Origin of the sequence: Pseudomonas sp. NFACC56-3, assembly GCF_900100025.1 — a bacterium.
Lineage (GTDB): Bacteria > Pseudomonadota > Gammaproteobacteria > Pseudomonadales > Pseudomonadaceae > Aquipseudomonas > Aquipseudomonas fluorescens_AA.
Genome location: NZ_FMTK01000012.1, coordinates 129,567 through 146,940 on the forward strand (window position 1 = coordinate 129,567; position 17,374 = coordinate 146,940).

Annotated in this window: 13 protein-coding genes; 5 read left to right on the plus strand and 8 right to left on the minus strand. The window is 62.4% G+C overall.

The features are described from left to right. Positions 1–177: 177 nt before the first annotated feature. The 3 genes from BLO80_RS17555 to BLO80_RS17565 all read right to left on the minus strand — a co-directional run bounded on the left by BLO80_RS17555 (position 178) and on the right by BLO80_RS17565 (position 4,612). Complete coding sequence (locus BLO80_RS17555) at positions 178–1,311, minus strand: branched-chain amino acid ABC transporter substrate-binding protein (protein WP_092175876.1); 1,134 nt, start codon at positions 1,309–1,311, stop codon at positions 178–180. Between the two features lie 370 nt (positions 1,312–1,681). Further along, positions 1,682–2,965: an L-pipecolate oxidase gene (locus BLO80_RS17560; protein ID WP_092333194.1), complete on the minus strand. Its 1,284-nt coding sequence runs from the start codon at positions 2,963–2,965 to the stop codon at positions 1,682–1,684. A 156-nt stretch (positions 2,966–3,121) separates the two neighbouring features. Further along, the gene (locus tag BLO80_RS17565; RefSeq protein WP_092333196.1) at positions 3,122–4,612 is read right to left on the minus strand and encodes an L-piperidine-6-carboxylate dehydrogenase; all 1,491 of its coding nucleotides are present in this window, start codon (positions 4,610–4,612) and stop codon (positions 3,122–3,124) included. A 180-nt stretch (positions 4,613–4,792) separates the two neighbouring features. Between BLO80_RS17565 and BLO80_RS17570 the strand changes: the two genes are divergently transcribed. The 3 genes from BLO80_RS17570 (at position 4,793) to nadE (ending at position 7,966) form a co-directional block, all read left to right on the plus strand. Continuing rightward, entirely contained in the window at positions 4,793–5,701 is a 909-nt protein-coding gene (locus BLO80_RS17570; RefSeq protein ID WP_092333198.1) for a LysR family transcriptional regulator, read from the plus strand. Between the two features lie 213 nt (positions 5,702–5,914). After that, complete coding sequence (gene pncB, locus BLO80_RS17575) at positions 5,915–7,120, plus strand: nicotinate phosphoribosyltransferase (protein ID WP_092175865.1); 1,206 nt, start codon at positions 5,915–5,917, stop codon at positions 7,118–7,120. 18 nt (positions 7,121–7,138) lie between these two features. Further along, positions 7,139–7,966, plus strand: coding sequence for an ammonia-dependent NAD(+) synthetase (gene nadE, locus BLO80_RS17580; RefSeq protein WP_092333200.1), 828 nt, complete (start codon positions 7,139–7,141; stop codon positions 7,964–7,966). A 168-nt stretch (positions 7,967–8,134) separates the two neighbouring features. Here nadE and azu read toward each other — a convergent pair whose 3' ends face one another. Beyond that, positions 8,135–8,581 (minus strand): azurin, encoded by a 447-nt coding sequence (azu, locus tag BLO80_RS17585; RefSeq protein WP_092333202.1) that lies wholly within the window; start codon positions 8,579–8,581, stop codon positions 8,135–8,137. A 342-nt stretch (positions 8,582–8,923) separates the two neighbouring features. Here azu and BLO80_RS17590 point away from each other — a divergent pair, with 342 nt between their 5' ends. Next, complete coding sequence (locus tag BLO80_RS17590; protein ID WP_092333204.1) at positions 8,924–9,511, plus strand: LOG family protein; 588 nt, start codon at positions 8,924–8,926, stop codon at positions 9,509–9,511. Positions 9,512–9,579: 68 nt separating this feature from the next. Continuing rightward, a complete protein-coding gene (locus BLO80_RS17595; RefSeq protein WP_060739407.1) occupies positions 9,580–9,768 on the plus strand; it encodes a hypothetical protein in 189 nt (62 codons plus the stop codon). A 73-nt stretch (positions 9,769–9,841) separates the two neighbouring features. On the opposite strand, the gene BLO80_RS17600 is transcribed toward BLO80_RS17595, so the two are convergent. The 4 genes from BLO80_RS17600 to BLO80_RS17615 all read right to left on the minus strand — a co-directional run bounded on the left by BLO80_RS17600 (position 9,842) and on the right by BLO80_RS17615 (position 17,232). Beyond that, on the minus strand, positions 9,842–10,219 hold the full coding sequence (locus tag BLO80_RS17600; protein ID WP_092333206.1) for an NUDIX hydrolase: 378 nt from the start codon (positions 10,217–10,219) through the stop codon (positions 9,842–9,844). A gap of 131 nt (positions 10,220–10,350) precedes the next feature. Next, entirely contained in the window at positions 10,351–11,244 is an 894-nt protein-coding gene (locus BLO80_RS17605; protein WP_092333208.1) for a transglutaminase family protein, read from the minus strand. After that, positions 11,244–13,730 carry a circularly permuted type 2 ATP-grasp protein gene (locus tag BLO80_RS17610; protein WP_092333210.1) on the minus strand — a complete coding sequence of 829 codons (2,487 nt, stop codon included), beginning with the start codon at positions 13,728–13,730 and terminating at the stop codon, positions 11,244–11,246. Before BLO80_RS17610 ends, BLO80_RS17605 begins: the two co-directional genes overlap by 1 nt. Before the next feature lie 208 nt (positions 13,731–13,938). Beyond that, positions 13,939–17,232, minus strand: coding sequence for a transglutaminase family protein (locus BLO80_RS17615; RefSeq protein WP_092333212.1), 3,294 nt, complete (start codon positions 17,230–17,232; stop codon positions 13,939–13,941). Positions 17,233–17,374: the final 142 nt, after the last annotated feature.

Genomic DNA, 17,374 nt, shown 5'->3' on the forward strand with positions numbered 1-17,374 from the left:
TCTTCTAAGGAAAATACAGATTTACGTCGGAGCAATGTCAGTCAGAACACTACATCCCTTGTGGGAGCTGGCCTGGCAGCGATAGCGCACAGACATTCAACAAAGATGTCGCCTGTCAGTCCGCCATCGCGAGCAAGCTCGCTCCCACATGGAATCGGGGGATCTAGCCGATCGCGTTTACTTCTGTTTTTCCAACTGGTGGTATTTGCCGTCCTTGTCCCACTGGTAAACCACGTAGTCAGAGACCTTCAGGTCGCCCTTGGCGTCCCACTCTTTCTTGCCCATCACGGTCTGGACCGAGTTGGCCTTCAGCCATTTCGCCGCTGCTTCGCCATCATTCTTCTTGGCGCCATTGAACGCCGCCGCGAGGGTCTGGACCGAAGCGTAGGCATACAGGGTGTAGCCTTCCGGCTCGGTGCCCTTGGCGCGGAACGCATCCACTACAGCCTTGCTGTCTGGCAGCAGGCGCGGGTCGGCGCCGAAGGTCATCAACACGCCGTCGACAAATTGTGGGCCGCCAGCGGTGGTGACCAGCTCGTCGGTCACGATGCCATCGTCGGACATGAACTTGACGTCTTTGAGGCCTTGCTCACGCAGTTGACGAACCAGGGGACCGGCTTCCGGGTGCAGACCACCAAAGTAGACGACATCGGCGCCAGCGCCGCGGATCTTGGTGACAATGGTGCTGAAGTCTTTTTCACCACGGGTCAGGCCTTCGTACAGCACCGGCTTCACGCCACGCTTCTCGAGCTGGGCTTTGGTCGCATCCGCCAGGCCCTGGCCATAGGTGTCCTTGTCGTGCAGCACGACGACTTTTTTACCTTTGAGCACATCGACGATGTAGTCGCCGGCGACGATGCCTTGCTGGTCGTCACGACCGCACATACGGAACATGGCGCTCAAGCCGCGCTCGGTCACGGCAGGGTTGGTAGAACCCGGAGTGATCGCAATGATGCCTGCTTCGTCGTAGATCTCGGAGGCCGGGATGGTCGACGAGGAGCAGAAGTGACCGACTACGCCCGCCACTTTCTGGTTGGTCAGGTCCTTGGCTACCGTAACGGCCTGTTTCGGTTCACAGGCGTCGTCGCCCTTGACCAGCAGGATTTTTTCCCCGTTCACGCCGCCCTTGGCATTGATCTCGTCTGCCGCGGCCTGTGCACCCTTCATGTACTGTTCGCCAAATGCCGCGTTGGCGCCTGTCATGGGACCCGCTACGCCGATCTTGATGTCGGCCTGAGCAAACGCAGAAACACCCAGCGCAGCTGCCACTGCGAGGGCCAGGAAACCTTTCTTGTAAAACGTCTGGGACATGAGGTGGTGCTCCAAGGTTTTTTTTAGTTGGCACTGCGACTTCATTTCACTGAAAAGCTAAGAGCAAGGGCCGTGCCATCGGTTTTTTATTCTGAAAAAAGTCGCTGCTTTATTGTTATTTCGACTGTTTCGGGCCCTTTTTCATGGGGCGTGCAACCGTCTAAACCGCACAAGGTGCAACCTTTTGTCCGATCGGGTAAAACCCTCCATGAGCCATCATTGCAACCATCGCGCGAAACGGTGTGCAACCACTGTGTAACAACCCACGTCACCGAACTGCACACTGTCGGTGCGCGACTGCTACAACCCGCACCATAACAGGCTAGACGCTACGCCGGAAAACGCGGCGTCCAGCAACAATTTTCAACACTCAAATGACGATCCGCAGGCACTGGCCCGCGTGATACAGCGAAAAGCCCGCCTCATACAGGCAACTGCGCAATCCCACCCCGGCCAGCGGCTGCATGGGGGCGAACGGGATTGGCAGGGCCTGGGCATTGCCATGACACAAGTAATCGGCGAACGCTTTGCCGACCACCGTACCGGTGGTCACGCCCCGGCCGTTGTAGCCGGTCACGGCCACCAGCCCGGGAGCGGGTTCGAACAGGCGCATCAAGTGATCGGGGGTGAAGGCGATGCAACCGGTCCAGGTGCACTCCCATTCCACCGGCTTGAGGTAGGGGAAGTAGTGCTGCTGCACCCGGTCGGCCCAAGCCTTGAGGAACCAGGTCGGCTTGCGGTTGCCGTTGCCCAGGCTGCCCAGCAGCAAACGACCGTCCTTGTCCCGGCGGATGCTGCTCAGCACCTGGCGGGTATCCCACGAACCCTGCCCGCCCGGCAGAATGCGTTGGGCGGCGGCGTCGGTCAGCGGGACGGACGCGACCTGATAGTAATAACCCGGGAAGAAATTGCGCCGCAGCTCGGTCCAGTCACCCTCGGTATAGGCATTGGAGGCAATCACCACCTGCTCGGCCAGTACCGAACCCTGGGCGGTCTGCACCGACCAGCGCTGGCCTTGACGCTCCAGGCGCATTACCGGCGAATGGTCGAACAACTGGCCTCCAAGGTCCGTGGCGGCCTTGGCCAGCCCGCTGGTGTAGGCCATCGGATTGAGCGTGCCGGCGCGGCGGTCGAGCAAGGCCGTGGCGATTTTCGAGGTGCCTGTCGCCTCGGCACAGGCCTGGCCGGTGAGCAATTCCACCGGGGCGCCACGGCGCTTCCATTGCGCTTCACGACTGCGCAGGTCGGCTTCGCCCCGGGCGTTATGGGCCATGTGCAGGGTGCCTTCGCGGCGCAACTGGCAATCGATGTTGTATTTATCGATGAGGCTGAACACCAGGGCCGGCGCGGCTCCCAACATGCGGTTGAGCTGGCTGCCCACCGCCTCGCCGAATCCGGCCTCGATGTCATCCGGCGGGATCCACAGCCCGGCGTTCACCAGACCGACGTTACGCCCCGATCCGCCATGCCCGGCCCGATGGGCTTCCAGCACGGCCACCCGCTTGCCTTGTTCGAGCAAGTGCACCGCCGCCGACAGCCCGGTGAACCCTGCGCCGATCACACAGACATCCACCGTGACCTCGCCGGTGAGCGGAGCATTTTCAGGTCTTTGCGGCGTCAGTTTTTCCCACAGACATTCTTCGCGTAACGGCATTGCCAGACTCCGAAAAAGAAACCCAACCACCACACATTCAATTGTGGGAGCGGGCTTGCTCGCGAAAGCGGACGTTCATACAACATCGATGTCGACTGATACACCGCCTTCGCGAGCAAGCCCGCTCCCACATGGGATCACCGCTTGGCTCAAGCCTCAGTCGAAGGTAATCCCCTGGGCCAACGGCAACTCCAGCGAGTAGTTCACGGTGTTGGTCTGGCGGCGCATGTAGCCGCGCCACGCATCGGAGCCGGATTCGCGACCGCCACCGGTTTCTTTTTCGCCACCGAAGGCGCCGCCGATTTCCGCGCCGCTCGGGCCGATGTTGACGTTGGCGATGCCGCAGTCGCTGCCCACGGCCGACATGAACTGCTCGGCTTCACGCACGTCGGTGGTGAAGATGCAGGACGACAGGCCCTGGGGCACGGCATTGTTCAGGTGCAGGGCTTCGGCGAAGTCCTTGTAGCCGACCACGTACAGGATCGGTGCGAAGGTTTCGTGGCGCACCACGTCACTCTGCTCGGGCATCTCGACGATGGCCGGCGAGACGTAATAGGCATTCGGGAACTGGTCTTCGAGCTGGCGCTCGCCACCAAACACGCGCCCGCCTTCGCTCAGGGCCTGCTCCAGCGCGTCCTGCATGCCGTCGAAGCTGTGCTTGTCGATCAGTGGCCCGACCAGATTGCCTTCCAGCGGATGACCGATGCGCACTTTCGAGTAGGCAGCCTTGAGGCGGGTGACGATCTCTTCCTTCACCGATTCGTGGGCGATCAACCGGCGCAGGGTGGTGCAACGCTGGCCGGCGGTGCCGACGGCGCTGAACAGGATGGCGCGCACGGCCATGTCCAGGTCGGCGCTCGGTGCCAGGATCATGGCGTTGTTACCGCCCAGTTCGAGGATGCTGCGGGCGAAACGGGCGGCGACTTTCGGCGCCACTTCTCGGCCCATGCGGGTGCTGCCGGTGGCGCTGATCAAGGCCACGCGCGGGTCATCCACCAGGGCTTCACCGGCATCGCGACCGCCGATGATCACCTGGCTCAGGTACGGTGGTGCGTCGCTGAAATTCTTCAGCACGCGTTCGAACAGTGCCTGGCACGCCAGGGCGGTGAGCGGGGTCTTTTCCGAGGGTTTCCAGATCACCGAGTTGCCGCAGACCAGGGCCAGCGTGGTGTTCCAGGCCCAGACCGCCACAGGGAAGTTGAAGGCACTGATCACCCCGACCACGCCCAGCGGATGCCAGGATTCGCGCATGTGGTGGCCCGGACGCTCGGAGGCGATGGTCAGGCCGTACAACTGGCGGGACAGGCCGACGGCGAAGTCGCAGATGTCGATCATCTCCTGCACTTCACCCAGGCCTTCCTGAGTGATCTTGCCGGCTTCCCACGACACCAGCTCGCCGAGGTCGGCCTTGTATTCACGCAACAGGTCGCCGAATTGACGCACCAGCTCGCCGCGACGCGGGGCCGGCACCTGGCGCCACAGGTCGAAGGCGTGTTCGGCACGGCTGACCTGCTGCTCGACTTCAGCGGCGCCTTCCCAGTTCACGGCGCCGATGCGGCTGCCATCGATAGGCGAATGCACCGGCTGTGCGCCGCCCTGGTACAAGGCCGGATTGACGCCCAGACGATCAAGCAATGCAGCAACCATGGAGTAACTCCTCTAAACGAGCGATAAAGATTGGCGGACGGATAATCACCGTACGCTCAGGCCTCTAGTTTTAGCTGGCCCGAGTCTTGCCAACAAACGACCATTAAGCGAGATATCATTCCGTTTATTCATGCTGCCCCTGACTCGATTTAAAGAGCAACAAGAAAAAAGGCCCTCGTCATGCTCAACAAGCGCTATTTACCGTCGATTACCGCACTCCAGTGCTTCGAAGCCGTGACTCGCCACCTGAGCTTTACCCGTGCCGCCGAAGAACTCCATCTGACCCAGAGCGCCGTCAGCAAACAGGTCGCCCAACTCGAGGAACTGTTACAGCACCTGCTGTTTCGGCGTGTGCGCCGCCGCTTGCAACTGACACCGGCCGGGGAGCTGTACTTGGGGGAAGTGCGAAAAATCCTTACCCAGGTGGAGATGTCCACCCACTACCTACGCTCCTACGGCGGCGATACCGAAGTGCTGCGTGTTTCCACGCCTCCGACCTTCGGTGCCCGCTGGCTGGTCCCCCGCCTGAAGGGTTGGCGGTTGCGTCATCCGAAAATTCATCTGGACCTGTGCAGCGAGCAGGAAGCCGACGACTTGCAGCAGGGGCGCAGCGACCTGGCGTTCTACTTCGGCCAGGGTTCACGCCCTGGCACCGAGTCCCGGAGACTGTTCGACGAAGAGCTGGTGCCGGTCTGCGCGCCCGGCAGCCTGCCTGCCCAGGCCTTCACCGACCCGACCCAACTGGCCGAGCTGGTGCTGCTGCAAAACGCCTCGCGCCCCCAGGCCTGGCACGACTGGTTCGACAGCCAGGGCTACCACACCGAACACAGCTACCACGGGCCGCGTTTCGAAACCTTCTACATGTGCATCCGGGCCGCCCAGGTCGGCTGCGGCGTCGCCCTGCTGCCGCGGTTTCTGGTGGAAGAAGAACTGGCCGACGGCAAACTGGTCATTCCCTGGCAGCATGCGATGCCGAGCACCGATGCTTACTACCTGGCCTACCCCGAACATTCGGCGGAGGTGCCCAAGGTGCGGCTTTTTGTGGAGTGGATGCTCGAACAGCTCGATAGTCCGGGTACGCCGCAATAGCCGCAACCAGCACCAAACCCTGTGGCGAGGGAGCTTGCTCCCGCTGGGGCGCGAAGCGGCCCCTTTCCATGCGGGCGCCGCGCACCCGAGCGGGAGCAAGCTCCCTCGCCACAAAGGCCAACGGATACTAAAAATCACTGGCAATACCCACCCAGGTTATGCGCCACTAACCCCTCATCCCAACCCGCCGCAGCGGCCTGTCTGGAGAACCCTATGAGCGAGAGCGTATTTGCCGATCGTATCGTGCAGAACCTGCTCGACACCGACTTCTACAAACTGACGATGATGCAGGCGGTGCTGCACAACTACCCCAACGTCGAAGTCGAGTGGGAGTTTCGTTGCCGCAACAGCGAAGACCTGCGTCCGTACCTGGCGGAGATCCGCTTCCAGATCGAGCGTCTGGCGGAGCTGAGCCTGAGTGCCGACCAGTTGGGTTTCCTGGAACGTATCAGCTTTCTCAAGCCGGACTTCCTGCGGTTCCTGGGACTGTTTCGTTTCAACCTGCGCTACGTCCACACCGGCATCGACAACGGCGAGCTGTTCATCCGCCTGCGCGGCCCCTGGCTGCACGTGATTCTGTTCGAAGTGCCGCTGCTGGCCATTGTCAGCGAAGTGCGCAATCGCTATCGCTACCGTGAAATCGTCCTGGAGCAGGCCCGCGAGCAGCTGTATCGCAAGTTCGACTGGCTGAGCGCCAACGCCAGCGCCGACGAGCTGTCCGAACTGCAGGTTGCGGATTTCGGCACCCGTCGGCGGTTTTCCTTCCGCGTCCAGGAAGAAGTGGTCAACGTGCTCAAGCATGATTTCCCTGGGCGTTTCGTCGGCACCAGTAACGTACACCTGTCCCGGGAGCTGGATATGAAGCCCCTGGGCACCATGGCCCATGAGTGGATCATGGCCCACCAGCAACTGGGCCCGCGGCTGATCGACAGCCAGATCGCCGCCCTCGATTGCTGGGTCCGCGAGTACCGGGGCCTGCTGGGGATCGCCCTCACCGACTGCATCACCATGGATGCGTTCCTCAAGGATTTCGATCTGTTCTTCGCCAAGCTGTTCGACGGTTTGCGCCATGACTCCGGCGACCCGGTGATCTGGGGCGAAAAAGCCATCGCCCACTACCACAAGCTCGGTATCGACCCGATGAGCAAGACCCTGGTGTTCTCCGATAGCCTGACACTGCCCAAATGCCTGGAGATTTTTCGCGCGTTGCGTGGTCGCATTAATGTCAGCTTCGGTATCGGCACCAACCTGACCTGTGACATTCCGGGTGTAGAGCCCATGAGCATCGTGCTTAAAATGATCAGCTGTGACGGGCAACCCGTGGCCAAGATTTCAGACGAGCCCGGCAAGACCCACTGCAAGGACCCGAATTTCGTCGCCTACATGCGACACGTTTTCCAAGTACCTGCCGCCCTTTGATACGCAAGGAGTGAATTCATGCAAGCCGTACAGCGTGAGATTGCTGAACAGCTCAAGGTCCAGCCACCGTTCGCCCATGACGCCGACCTCAAGGCCGAAATCGCCCGGCGAGTGAGCTTTATCCAGGATTGCCTGGTCAATTCCGGGCTCAAGTCCCTCGTGCTGGGCATCAGCGGTGGCGTCGACTCGCTGACCGCCGGGCTGCTGGCCCAACGTGCCGTGCGCGAACTGCGGGAGAAAACCGGCGACGCGGCCTATAAGTTCATCGCCGTGCGCCTGCCGTACGACACCCAGTTCGACGAGCATGAAGCACAGGCCAGTGTGGACTTCATCGATCCCGACGAGCGCCATACCGTCAATATCGGCCCGGCGGTCAAGGCCTTGGCCGAGCAAGTCGCCGCGTTCGAAGGCAAGGCGGCGGTCTCGCGGGACTTCGTGCTGGGCAATACCAAGGCGCGGATGCGCATGGTGGCGCAATACACGATCGCCGGCGCCGAGCAGGGTCTGGTGATCGGCACTGACCATGCGGCCGAAGCGGTCATGGGGTTCTTCACCAAGTTCGGTGACGGCGCCTGCGACTTGGCGCCGTTGAGCGGCCTGGTGAAAAACCAGGTCCGGGCCATCGCCCGGGACTTTGGCGCGCCGGAATCGCTGGTGGAAAAAGTCCCCACCGCCGACCTTGAAGACCTGTCGCCAGGCAAGCCGGATGAAGCCTCCCACGGCGTGACCTACGCCGAGATCGATGCGTTCCTGCATGGCCAACCGATTCGCGAAGAAGCGGCCAGGATCATTTGCGACACCTATCGCAAGACCGAGCACAAGCGGGTGATGCCTTACGCCCCCTGATCGGCAATCTCTGTGGGAGCGAGCTTCTTGCTCGCGATAGCGGTGGGTCAGTTTGCATTGATGTTGGATGTGCTGCCGTCATCGCGAGCAAGCTCGCTCCCACAAGGGGTGTTTGCCAGGAATAAAAAAAGCGCCCTGCATGGGGCGCTTTTTTGTACCTGAAATTGATCACTTCAGCGTAACGGTGCCTTTCATCATCGAGATGTGGCCCGGGAACGAGCAGAAGAAGCCGTATTTTTCAGCGGCATCGAGTTTCGACACGTCGAAGGTCACCGAGTCGGTTTCCTTGGCCCCGATGAGTTTGGTGTGGGCGATGATGCGGGCATCACCTTCCTTGAGGTAGTTCTTGTCAATACCAGCAGAGAGGCCATCGGTGGCGATCGGCTGCATGTCAGCCTCTTTGCTCAGCACCCAGTTATGGCCCATGACGTTTTTCGGCAAGCTGCCCGAGTGCGTCAGCTCAACGGTGAAGGTTTTGCAGCTCTTGTCGATCTCGATGGCCTTGGTGTTGAAGGACATCTGGTCGGTCGAGTCGATGGTGGTCTTGCACTCCGCTGCCATCAGTTGGCTGCTGGCCAGCGTCAACAGGGATACTGCAACAAGTTTGGCAAACATCGTGAATCTCCAAGGCATGGTTAACAAAAATCCGTCAAAGGGAAAGACTGCCTGATTTTCCGGCAAGTTCCTATGACCTGAGTCAAAGATTGTATACAACTTAAGGCTATCAGCCTGATGGACATAATCAACCAGCCAGAAGTATGACGCGCCCCCTATGATCAGCCCCATCAACCTCTGGAGCGATCGCCATGAACTTCAATAGCCTGTTATGCAGCTTGCTCGCCGCCTACGCCTGTGGCGCCAGTGGCACCTATGAAAAACCCCTGCGCGAGGTTTAAGTCCTTTGCGCAGCATAGGCCAGGCTTTACTCTGGCGGGGTGACTGACAACGGAGTAAAGCATGTCCATCGCGTCTGTTTGTGTATTTTGCGGCGCCAGCACTGGCACCGACCCAGCGTATCGTGAAGCGGCGCAGGCCCTCGGGCGGGCGTTGGCGGAACGAAAATTGACCCTGGTCTACGGTGGCGGGGCCGTCGGCCTGATGGGCATTGTCGCCGACGCGGCCCTGGCGGCTGGGGGCGAAGTCATCGGCATCATCCCGCAAAGCCTGAAGGACAAGGAAATCGGCCACAGCGGCCTGACCCGCCTGGAAGTGGTGGACGGCATGCATGCTCGCAAGGCACGCATGGCTGAACTCAGCGATGCCTTCATCGCCCTGCCCGGCGGCCTCGGCACGCTGGAGGAGTTGTTCGAAGTCTGGACCTGGGGCCAGCTCGGCTACCACGGCAAACCGCTGGGGCTGTTGGAAGTGAACGGCTTCTACAGCAAGCTCACCGCTTTTCTCGATCATATCGTCGCCGAAGGCTTCGTCCGCGCGCCCCATCGTGACATGCTGCAAGTGAGCGAATCCACGCAAAACCTGCTCGATGCCCTGGACGAATGGCAACCGTCCGTACAGCCAAAATGGGCCGAACAAAAACCCAGCTAACGGCTCGGCCCCGATACAGGGCAGAATATGCGCCGCTCAACCTCACCTTCGACCCCAGAGGATCGCCCATGGCCAAACCCAATTATTCCTTCGCCAAACGTCAGAGAGACTTGGCCAAGGAGCAGAAGAAAGAGGAAAAGCTGCAGCGCAAGAAAGCCACAGCTGAAGAAGAAGCCGCACTGAGCCCGGATACCGAAGGCGAAGTAGCAGCAGAAGACGATGTCGATGCACCGAAAGATCAGGCTCCCGACGCCTGATTCCCCCAGGGCCCGATGATCCGATCCGGCCCCCCGGTTCTGTGTCCAGGGCCGGCAGCCCCGCTGCCGACCCTTACAATCCCAGCGCCTTGATAATCGACTGGCGATAACCCGCAGGCAGGTTCACCGGTAATTGGTCCGGCGCGAACAGCCCGATCTCCTTGTGCTCATGACTGATGGTCGGCACGAAACCGCCCAGTAACTGGCAGCGGTACGTGGAGATGAAGACGTGCTTGCCGGGAATGACCTCGAACAGGTACGAATCCAGCGGCGCCTCCACGCTCACCTCAACCGCCAGCTCCTCGCCGATTTCCCGCGCCAGGCATTGCGGCGCCGTTTCGCCCAGCTCGATCCGTCCGCCAGGCAGCTCCCATTCATCGCGTTCGTTGAGCATCAGCACGACCAGGCCTTCGGGGGATTGCAGCACACCTTTGATGGACACCGGGAACATGAAACCTACCTCGCCAATTCAATACATACCCTGTGGGAGCGGGCTTGCTCGCGAAAGCGGTGGTTCAGTCGAAATCTATGTTGAATGGCAGGCCCCTTCGCGAGCAAGCCCGCTCCCACAAAGGGATCTCCTTACGATTCCAACGGCATCACCGTCACCCGCACTTCAGGGTCATGGGCACCGCCGCCCAGGATCACCCCTCGCAACGGCGATACATCGGAAAAATCCCGGCCCCAGGCCAGGGTGATGTGTTCCAGGGCCGGTTGGACGTTGTTGGTCGGGTCGAAGTCCACCCACCCCAGCACCGGGCAATACACCGAGACCCAGGCATGGGACGCATCAGCGCCAATCAGCCGGGGCTGGCCGGGCGGCGGCTGGGTCAGCAGGTAGCCGCTGACGTAACGCGCCGCCAAGCCGCGAGAGCGCACGCAAGCCAGCATCAGGTGGGCGAAGTCCTGGCATACGCCCCGCCGCCGTTCCAGCACCTCCACCAGCGGCGTTGCCACTTGGGTCGCCTCGGCATCGAAGGTGAACTCCTCGAAAATCTTCTCCATCAGCGCTCGAACACCGATCATCAACGGTCGCCCCGACGGGAAGCAGCTTTCGGAAAACTCGACGAAGCTGCGCTTGAGGTGCACATACGGTGACTCGAAACGATAGCGGCACGCTTCCAACAACGGCGCCGCCAGTGGCCGGCCACTGTAGGTCAGCGCGTTGCGGGTCGACTCCCAGGCCGGGGACAGGTTGAAATCCAGCTCGGGGCGGGCCAGCACCTCGACGCTCAGGCGGGCATTGACCAACAGCTCGTCATGGGGCCGTTCAAAGGCCAGCCGGGTCAGCGGGTTGCCGAACACATCCTGTTCGTCGCGCCGGGTCGTCGGTTCCGGGCTGATCAACAGTTGCCGTTCGGTGCAACGCTGCCAGTCACAGGCCCGCGGCCACAAATGAGCGAGCTGCTGGGCCAGGGACACCGGGCTGTCGTAGTGGTAATGAGTGTCGTGGAGGATCTGGTAACGAGCGCTCATCAGACGGACACCGTGCGTTGGCTGACGTCGTCGACGTGGGCGAAATGACGCAAGGCCAGGCGATCGGACACCTGGCCGCTGGCATCGGCCATTTCCTGCAACAGGTCGGCCAGCCCATCGAGTGCGGCGCGCAGGCTGGCTTCACCGAACAATGGGTTTTCCAGGCAACGCAGGTCAAAGCGTGACAGGCGTGCGACCAGGTCTGGCAAGGCGGTTTCCCTGGGGGCGGCAAAATCATCGTTCAAGCGCTTGAGCGTGCGGGTCACCAGCTTCAACTGGAACAGCACCGCGTGGGGGTTCTGTTCGTCCAGCAGCAGCAAGTCCAGCACCGGGATCAACTGGGCCACCGCCAAATAACGCGAGCGGTAGGTGATGCTGCTGTTGCCCAGTTCCAGCAACCACTCAAGCCCGGCCTGATCGAATACCGCATCGCTGCGCAGGAACGCCGCCAGGCTGCTGCTGAGAAACTGCAGGCGCTCCAGGCGCCGGCCGATCATCAGGAAGCGCCAGCCTTCGTCGCGGGTCATGTCGTCCAGGGCGAATCCGGACAACGCCGCGAGGGACATCACCAGCCGATTGAGGAAATCCAGCAACTCGCCGAAGTCCGCTTCCTCGGTTTCCAGTTCCATGGCCTCGCGCTGCAGTTCCACCAGCGCCTGCCAGTTCTCCCGGGACAGCTTGCCGCGCACTTGCGAGGCGGCCCATTGCAAGCGCTGCAGGTTGGAGCGCAGGCTGAACGACCAGTCGTCCCCCAGCAGTGCCGCCAGCAAACGCTCGGGCAGTTCGCCCTCTTCGGGCAGCAGCATCAGGCTCTCGCCCAGCGCCACCGCCGATTGCAGGGCCTGCGGGTCGTCGCCATCGACATAACGCGCCAGCATGATCCGCAACAACCGCGCGCTGTCATCACAACGCTCGCAGTAGCGGCCGAACCAGAACAGATTTTCCACCACCCGCGAAGGCAGGTACGGATCCCGTCGAACCAGGTCATGGACCCCCACGGTTCGCTGGGCCTTCCATTGTTCACCGCCGGGCGCCTGCTCTCCCAAGACCCAGGTGTCCTTGCTGGCGCCACCGCGCTGCATCGACACCACCTCGGCATCGGCCTCGGCGGCCACCCGGGTCAGGCCACCCGGCAGCACCCGATAATCATCCTTGCCGGACACGGCATACATGCGCATGCCGATCGCCCGGGGCTGGATTTGCCCATCTTCGGCCTGCCAGACCGGTGCCTGGGACAGTTGCGCCAGTTCCTGGGCGACATAGGCATAAGGCCGTGCCTGCATACGCGCCGCCAGTTGGCCGCGCTGCGCCTCGCTCAGGTCGCGACCGAACACCGGGCTGAAACTCTGGGAAGGAAATGCCGGCTTGATCAACAGTTGCGGCAATTTTTCCAGGGCCTGGGCCAACACCGGCGGCTCACCGCACCACCAGGTGGCGATGGACGGCAGCAGCAGTTCTTCGCCGAACAGGTACTGGTTGATCTTCGGCAGAAAGCCCAGGAGGCCCGGCGACTCCAGCACGCCACTGCCCAAGGCATTGGCCACCAGCACCCGGCCCTGGCGCACGGCTTCCAGCAACCCCGGCACGCCGAGGGCCGAATCGGTGCGCAGCTCCAGGGGGTCGCAGAAATCGTCGTCGAGCCGGCGCATGATGGCGTGGACCCGGCGCAGGCCGCTGAGGGTCTTGAGGTAGACCGTAGCATCGCGAACAGTCAGGTCGCCGCCCTCCACCAGCGGATAGCCCAGCTGGCGCGCCAGGTAAAGGTGTTCGAAATAGCTTTCGTTGAACCGCCCCGGCGTCAACAGCACCACCAGCGGCGACTCGCCGTCGCTGGGTGCCTGTCGCGCCAGGGTTTCCTGCAAGGTGCGGAAAAATCCGGACAGGTGCCGCACCTTCAAGTCGCGATACAAGTCGGGGAAGGCGCGGGAAACGATCATACGATTTTCCAGCGCGTACCCGGCCCCCGAAGGCGCCTGGGTCCGGTCCGCCGTGACCCACCAGCGGCCGTCGGGCGTGCGCGCCAGATCCACCGCATACAAGTGCAGGAAACTGCCGTCCGGCGGCGTGATGCCCTGGCAGGGCCAGAGGAAATTGTTGTGCCCGAACACCAGCTCCGCCGGCAACAGCCCTTCGCTGATCAGCCGCTGCGGCCCGTACAGGTCGGCCAGCACCGCATTGAGCAATCGCGCACGCTGGGCGATCCCGGCTGACAGATGCTGCCATTCCTGCGGGTCGATCACATGGGGCAGCAGGTCCAGTTCCCACGGCCGGTCGGCGCCTTTCGGATCGGCGTAGACGTTGTAGGTCACGCCGTTTTCCTGGATCTGCCGGGCCAGCAAGGCCTGGCGCTGGAGCAACTGGGCCGGCGTGCTGCGCTGCAACTGGTCGAACAGCCGCCGCCAGTGCGCACGTACCGCACCGCTGTCGTCCATTAATTCGTGATAGGTGCCCGTCGTCAGCGGGTAACGGTCAAGCAGGTCAGGCATGGAAAGCTCGGCAGACGGCAATGAAAGGTGAGACTAGCGCAAGCGCATGACGCCCGGATAGGTGTGTCTTATGTTGGATCCGGCCCGGCTTTCGGACTGCAATCATCGTGGCGAGGGCGCTTGCTCCCGCTGGGCTGCGCAGCAGCCCGAGAATTTTACGGTCGCTGCGCAACCGAGCGGGAGCAAGCGCCCTCGCCACGGGGTTCACTTACACCTTGGGCGCCCCCTGAAAACGTCGCAGGTCGAGCGTGAGTGGAAACTCGTCATCCACCGCCAGGCTGGGTATCGGCAGTTTCCCCGGCGTGTGTCCGAGACGGAAGAAGCGCGCCATGCGCCGGCTCTCGGCCTCGTTGGCATTCACCGGCAGGCTGTCATAGTTGCGCCCACCCGGATGGGCCACATGATACTGGCAACCGCCCACGGAACGTTGCATCCAGGTATCGAGCAAGTCGAAAACCAGCGGCGCATGCACCGGGATGGTCGGTTGCAGGCAGTTGGCCGGTTGCCACGCTCGGAAACGTACCCCAGCGACAAATTCGCCGACCCGACCAGTCGGTTGCAACGGCACCGGCACGCCATTGCAGGTCAGCAGGTAGCGTTGCGGCGCCAGGCCGCTGAGCTTGACCTGCAAACGCTCCAGGGAGGAATCCACATAACGCACGGTGCCGCCCACCGCGCCCTCCTCCCCCAATACATGCCAAGGCTCGAGGGCTTGGCGCAATTGCAACTCGATACCGCTGACCGCGTAGTCGCCCACCTTGGGAAAGCGGAACTCCAGATGCGCGGCGAACCACTCGGCCCGCAACGGGTAGCCGGCGGCGTTCAGCTCATGGATGACGTCGGCAAAATCCTGCTCGATAAAGTGCGGCAGCAGGAAACGGTCATGCAGCTCGGTGCCCCAGCGCGCCAGTTTCGCCGGTGCATAAGGCTCGCGCCAGAATCGAGCCACCAGCGCCCGCAGCAGCAATTGCTGGGCCAGGCTCATGCGGGCGTGGGGCGGCATCTCGAACGCACGCAGCTCCAACAGGCCGAGACGCCCCGTGGCGCCGTCCGGTGAATAGAGCTTGTCGATGCAGAATTCGGCGCGGTGCGTATTGCCGGTCACGTCGATCAACAGGTTGCGCAACAAGCGATCGACCAACCACGGCGGACACGCTTCGCCGGGCTGTGGCATTTGCGCGAAAGCGATTTCCAGCTCGTACAAGGCGTCGTTGCGCGCCTCGTCCACCCGTGGTGCCTGGGAGGTCGGGCCGATGAACAACCCGGAAAACAGGTAGGACAACGACGGATGGTTATGCCAATAACTGATCAGGCTGCGCAGCAGGTCGGGACGTCGCAGGAACGGTGAGTCGGCCGGTGTCGCGCCACCCAGTACGAAATGGTTGCCGCCGCCCGTGCCGGTGTGCCGGCCATCGATCATGAATTTCTCGGTGGTCAGTCGGGTCTGTCGCGCTTCTTCGTATAAAAATTCAGTGCGCTCGACCAACTCATCCCAGGTCGCCGAAGGTTGTACGTTGACCTCGATCACACCGGGGTCGGGGGTGATGCGGAAATTGCTCAGGCGTGGGTCGCTCGGCGGCTCGTAGCCTTCCAACAGCACCGGACACCGCAGCTCCTCAGCCGTCGCTTCGATGGCACTGACCAGTTCCAGGTAATCCTCGACCCGCTCCAGCGGCGGCATGAACAGGTACAACCGACCTTCGCGGGCCTCGGCACAGAAAGCGGTGCGGGTCAGCCAGTCGGCGGACTTGTCGATCTCCGGGACACGCTCCTGCTCGGCCGCCGCCTCGCCGTGCCGCGCCAGTTGTTCGGTACCGGGCAGTTCGGGCAAGTCCTGGTTCGGGTCGGTGGGGTGGATGAACGGGTACTCGGCCGCCGTCACCCAGGGCTGGGACGCCAGCGGCAAACGATACCCCAGGGGCGAATCCCCCGGCACCAGGCGGCAGTGATTGTCCCGCAGGTACCAGCGACCACTTTGCCATTGATCCCCCTTGGCGGTGCGAGCCAACGGCAGGACCTGGCCGATGACCTTGTCCAGGCCCTGGCTGAAGACCTTGCGCAACCGTGCACGCTCCAGAGCGTCCTCCAGGCGTGGGTCCTCGGCCGTGACGTTCGAAGGCAGCGCCCCTTCGCGCCAAAGATAATAGAAGTTGTCTTCGTAGGCCGGAAACACGAACCGCGCAGGAATCTTCAAACGCTCGGCGACGCTCGCCAGGAAGCGTCCGGCCAGTTCGCCATCGGCGCCGTAATCCTCCTGCTCGTCGGCGATCAACGCGCTGTTGTGCCAGATCGGCACCCCGTCGCGCCGCCAATAGCAGTTGAGTGACCAGCGCGGCAGTTGCTCGCCGGGGTACCACTTGCCCTGGCCGAAATGCACCAGCCCCTTGGGCGCATAGTGATTGCGCATGCGCTGGAACAGCTCGGCGGAGAGCCGGCGCTTGTCCGGCCCGAGCGCCGCGGTGTTCCACTCGGCGCCGTCCGGGTCATCGATGGAGACAAAGGTCGGTTCGCCGCCCATGGTCAGGCGCACGTCGCCCTCCAGCAGATCGGCATCGATCTGCCGTCCCAGGGCCTGGATCGCCAGCCATTGCGCGTCGGTGTAAGGCTTGGTCACCCGCGGCGCTTCCCAGACCCGCTCGACGGACATTTCGTGGCTGAACTCACACTCGCAGGGCTCCACCAGGCCACTGATCGGTGCCGCCGAGGACGGATCGGGACTACAGGCCAGCGGGATATGGCCTTCACCGGCGAACAGCCCGGACGTCGCATCCAGGCCGATCCAGCCGGCACCGGGCAGGTAGACCTCGCACCAGGCATGCAAGTCGGTGAAGTCGACGTCGGTGCCGGACGGGCCATCGAGGCTCTTCACATCGGCGGTCAACTGGATCAGGTAACCGGAAACAAACCGCGCGGCCAGGCCAAGGTTGCGCAACAGTTGCACCAACAGCCACGCCGAGTCGCGGCACGAGCCGGACGCGTGCTCAAGGGTATGCTCCGGCGTCTGGACACCGGGCTCCATGCGGATCAGGTAATTGATGTCTTCGCTCAGGCGCTGGTTGAGCGCCACCAGGAAATCCACCGCCGGCAACGGCGTACGGTCGATGCCGTCCAGATAGGCCTGGAACCTCGGCGTCAGCGGCAGGGTTTCCAGGTAAGGCGCCAGCTCCTTGCGTTCGTCAGCCGCGTAGGCAAACGGAATTTTCTCGGCGTAGGGCTCGAGAAAGAAGTCGAACGGATTGAACACCGCCATTTCCGCCAGCAGATCGACTTCGATCCGCAACTCCCGGGTTTTCTCGGGAAACACCAGCCGCGCCAGGTAATTGCCCTGGGGGTCTTGCTGCCAGTTGATGAAATGCTGCTCGGGCGAAACCTTCAGCGCATAAGACAGAATCCGCGTGCGGCTGTGGGCGGCCGGACGCAGGCGAACGATCTGCGGGCCGAGTTCGACGGCGCGGTCGTAGCGGTAATGCGTGACGTGATGCAATGCGACATGGATCGACACGACGTGCCTCCTGCGAGCCTGGGCGGTATCGAAAGCGGCGCAAGACTTATGCCATGCAGGCAGGCCCGACACTTTCTTTGTCTACTCAAGGCAGTAGAGCACTAAAAACGCGCGATGCCCGTATTCATCTGTAAAGGAATGC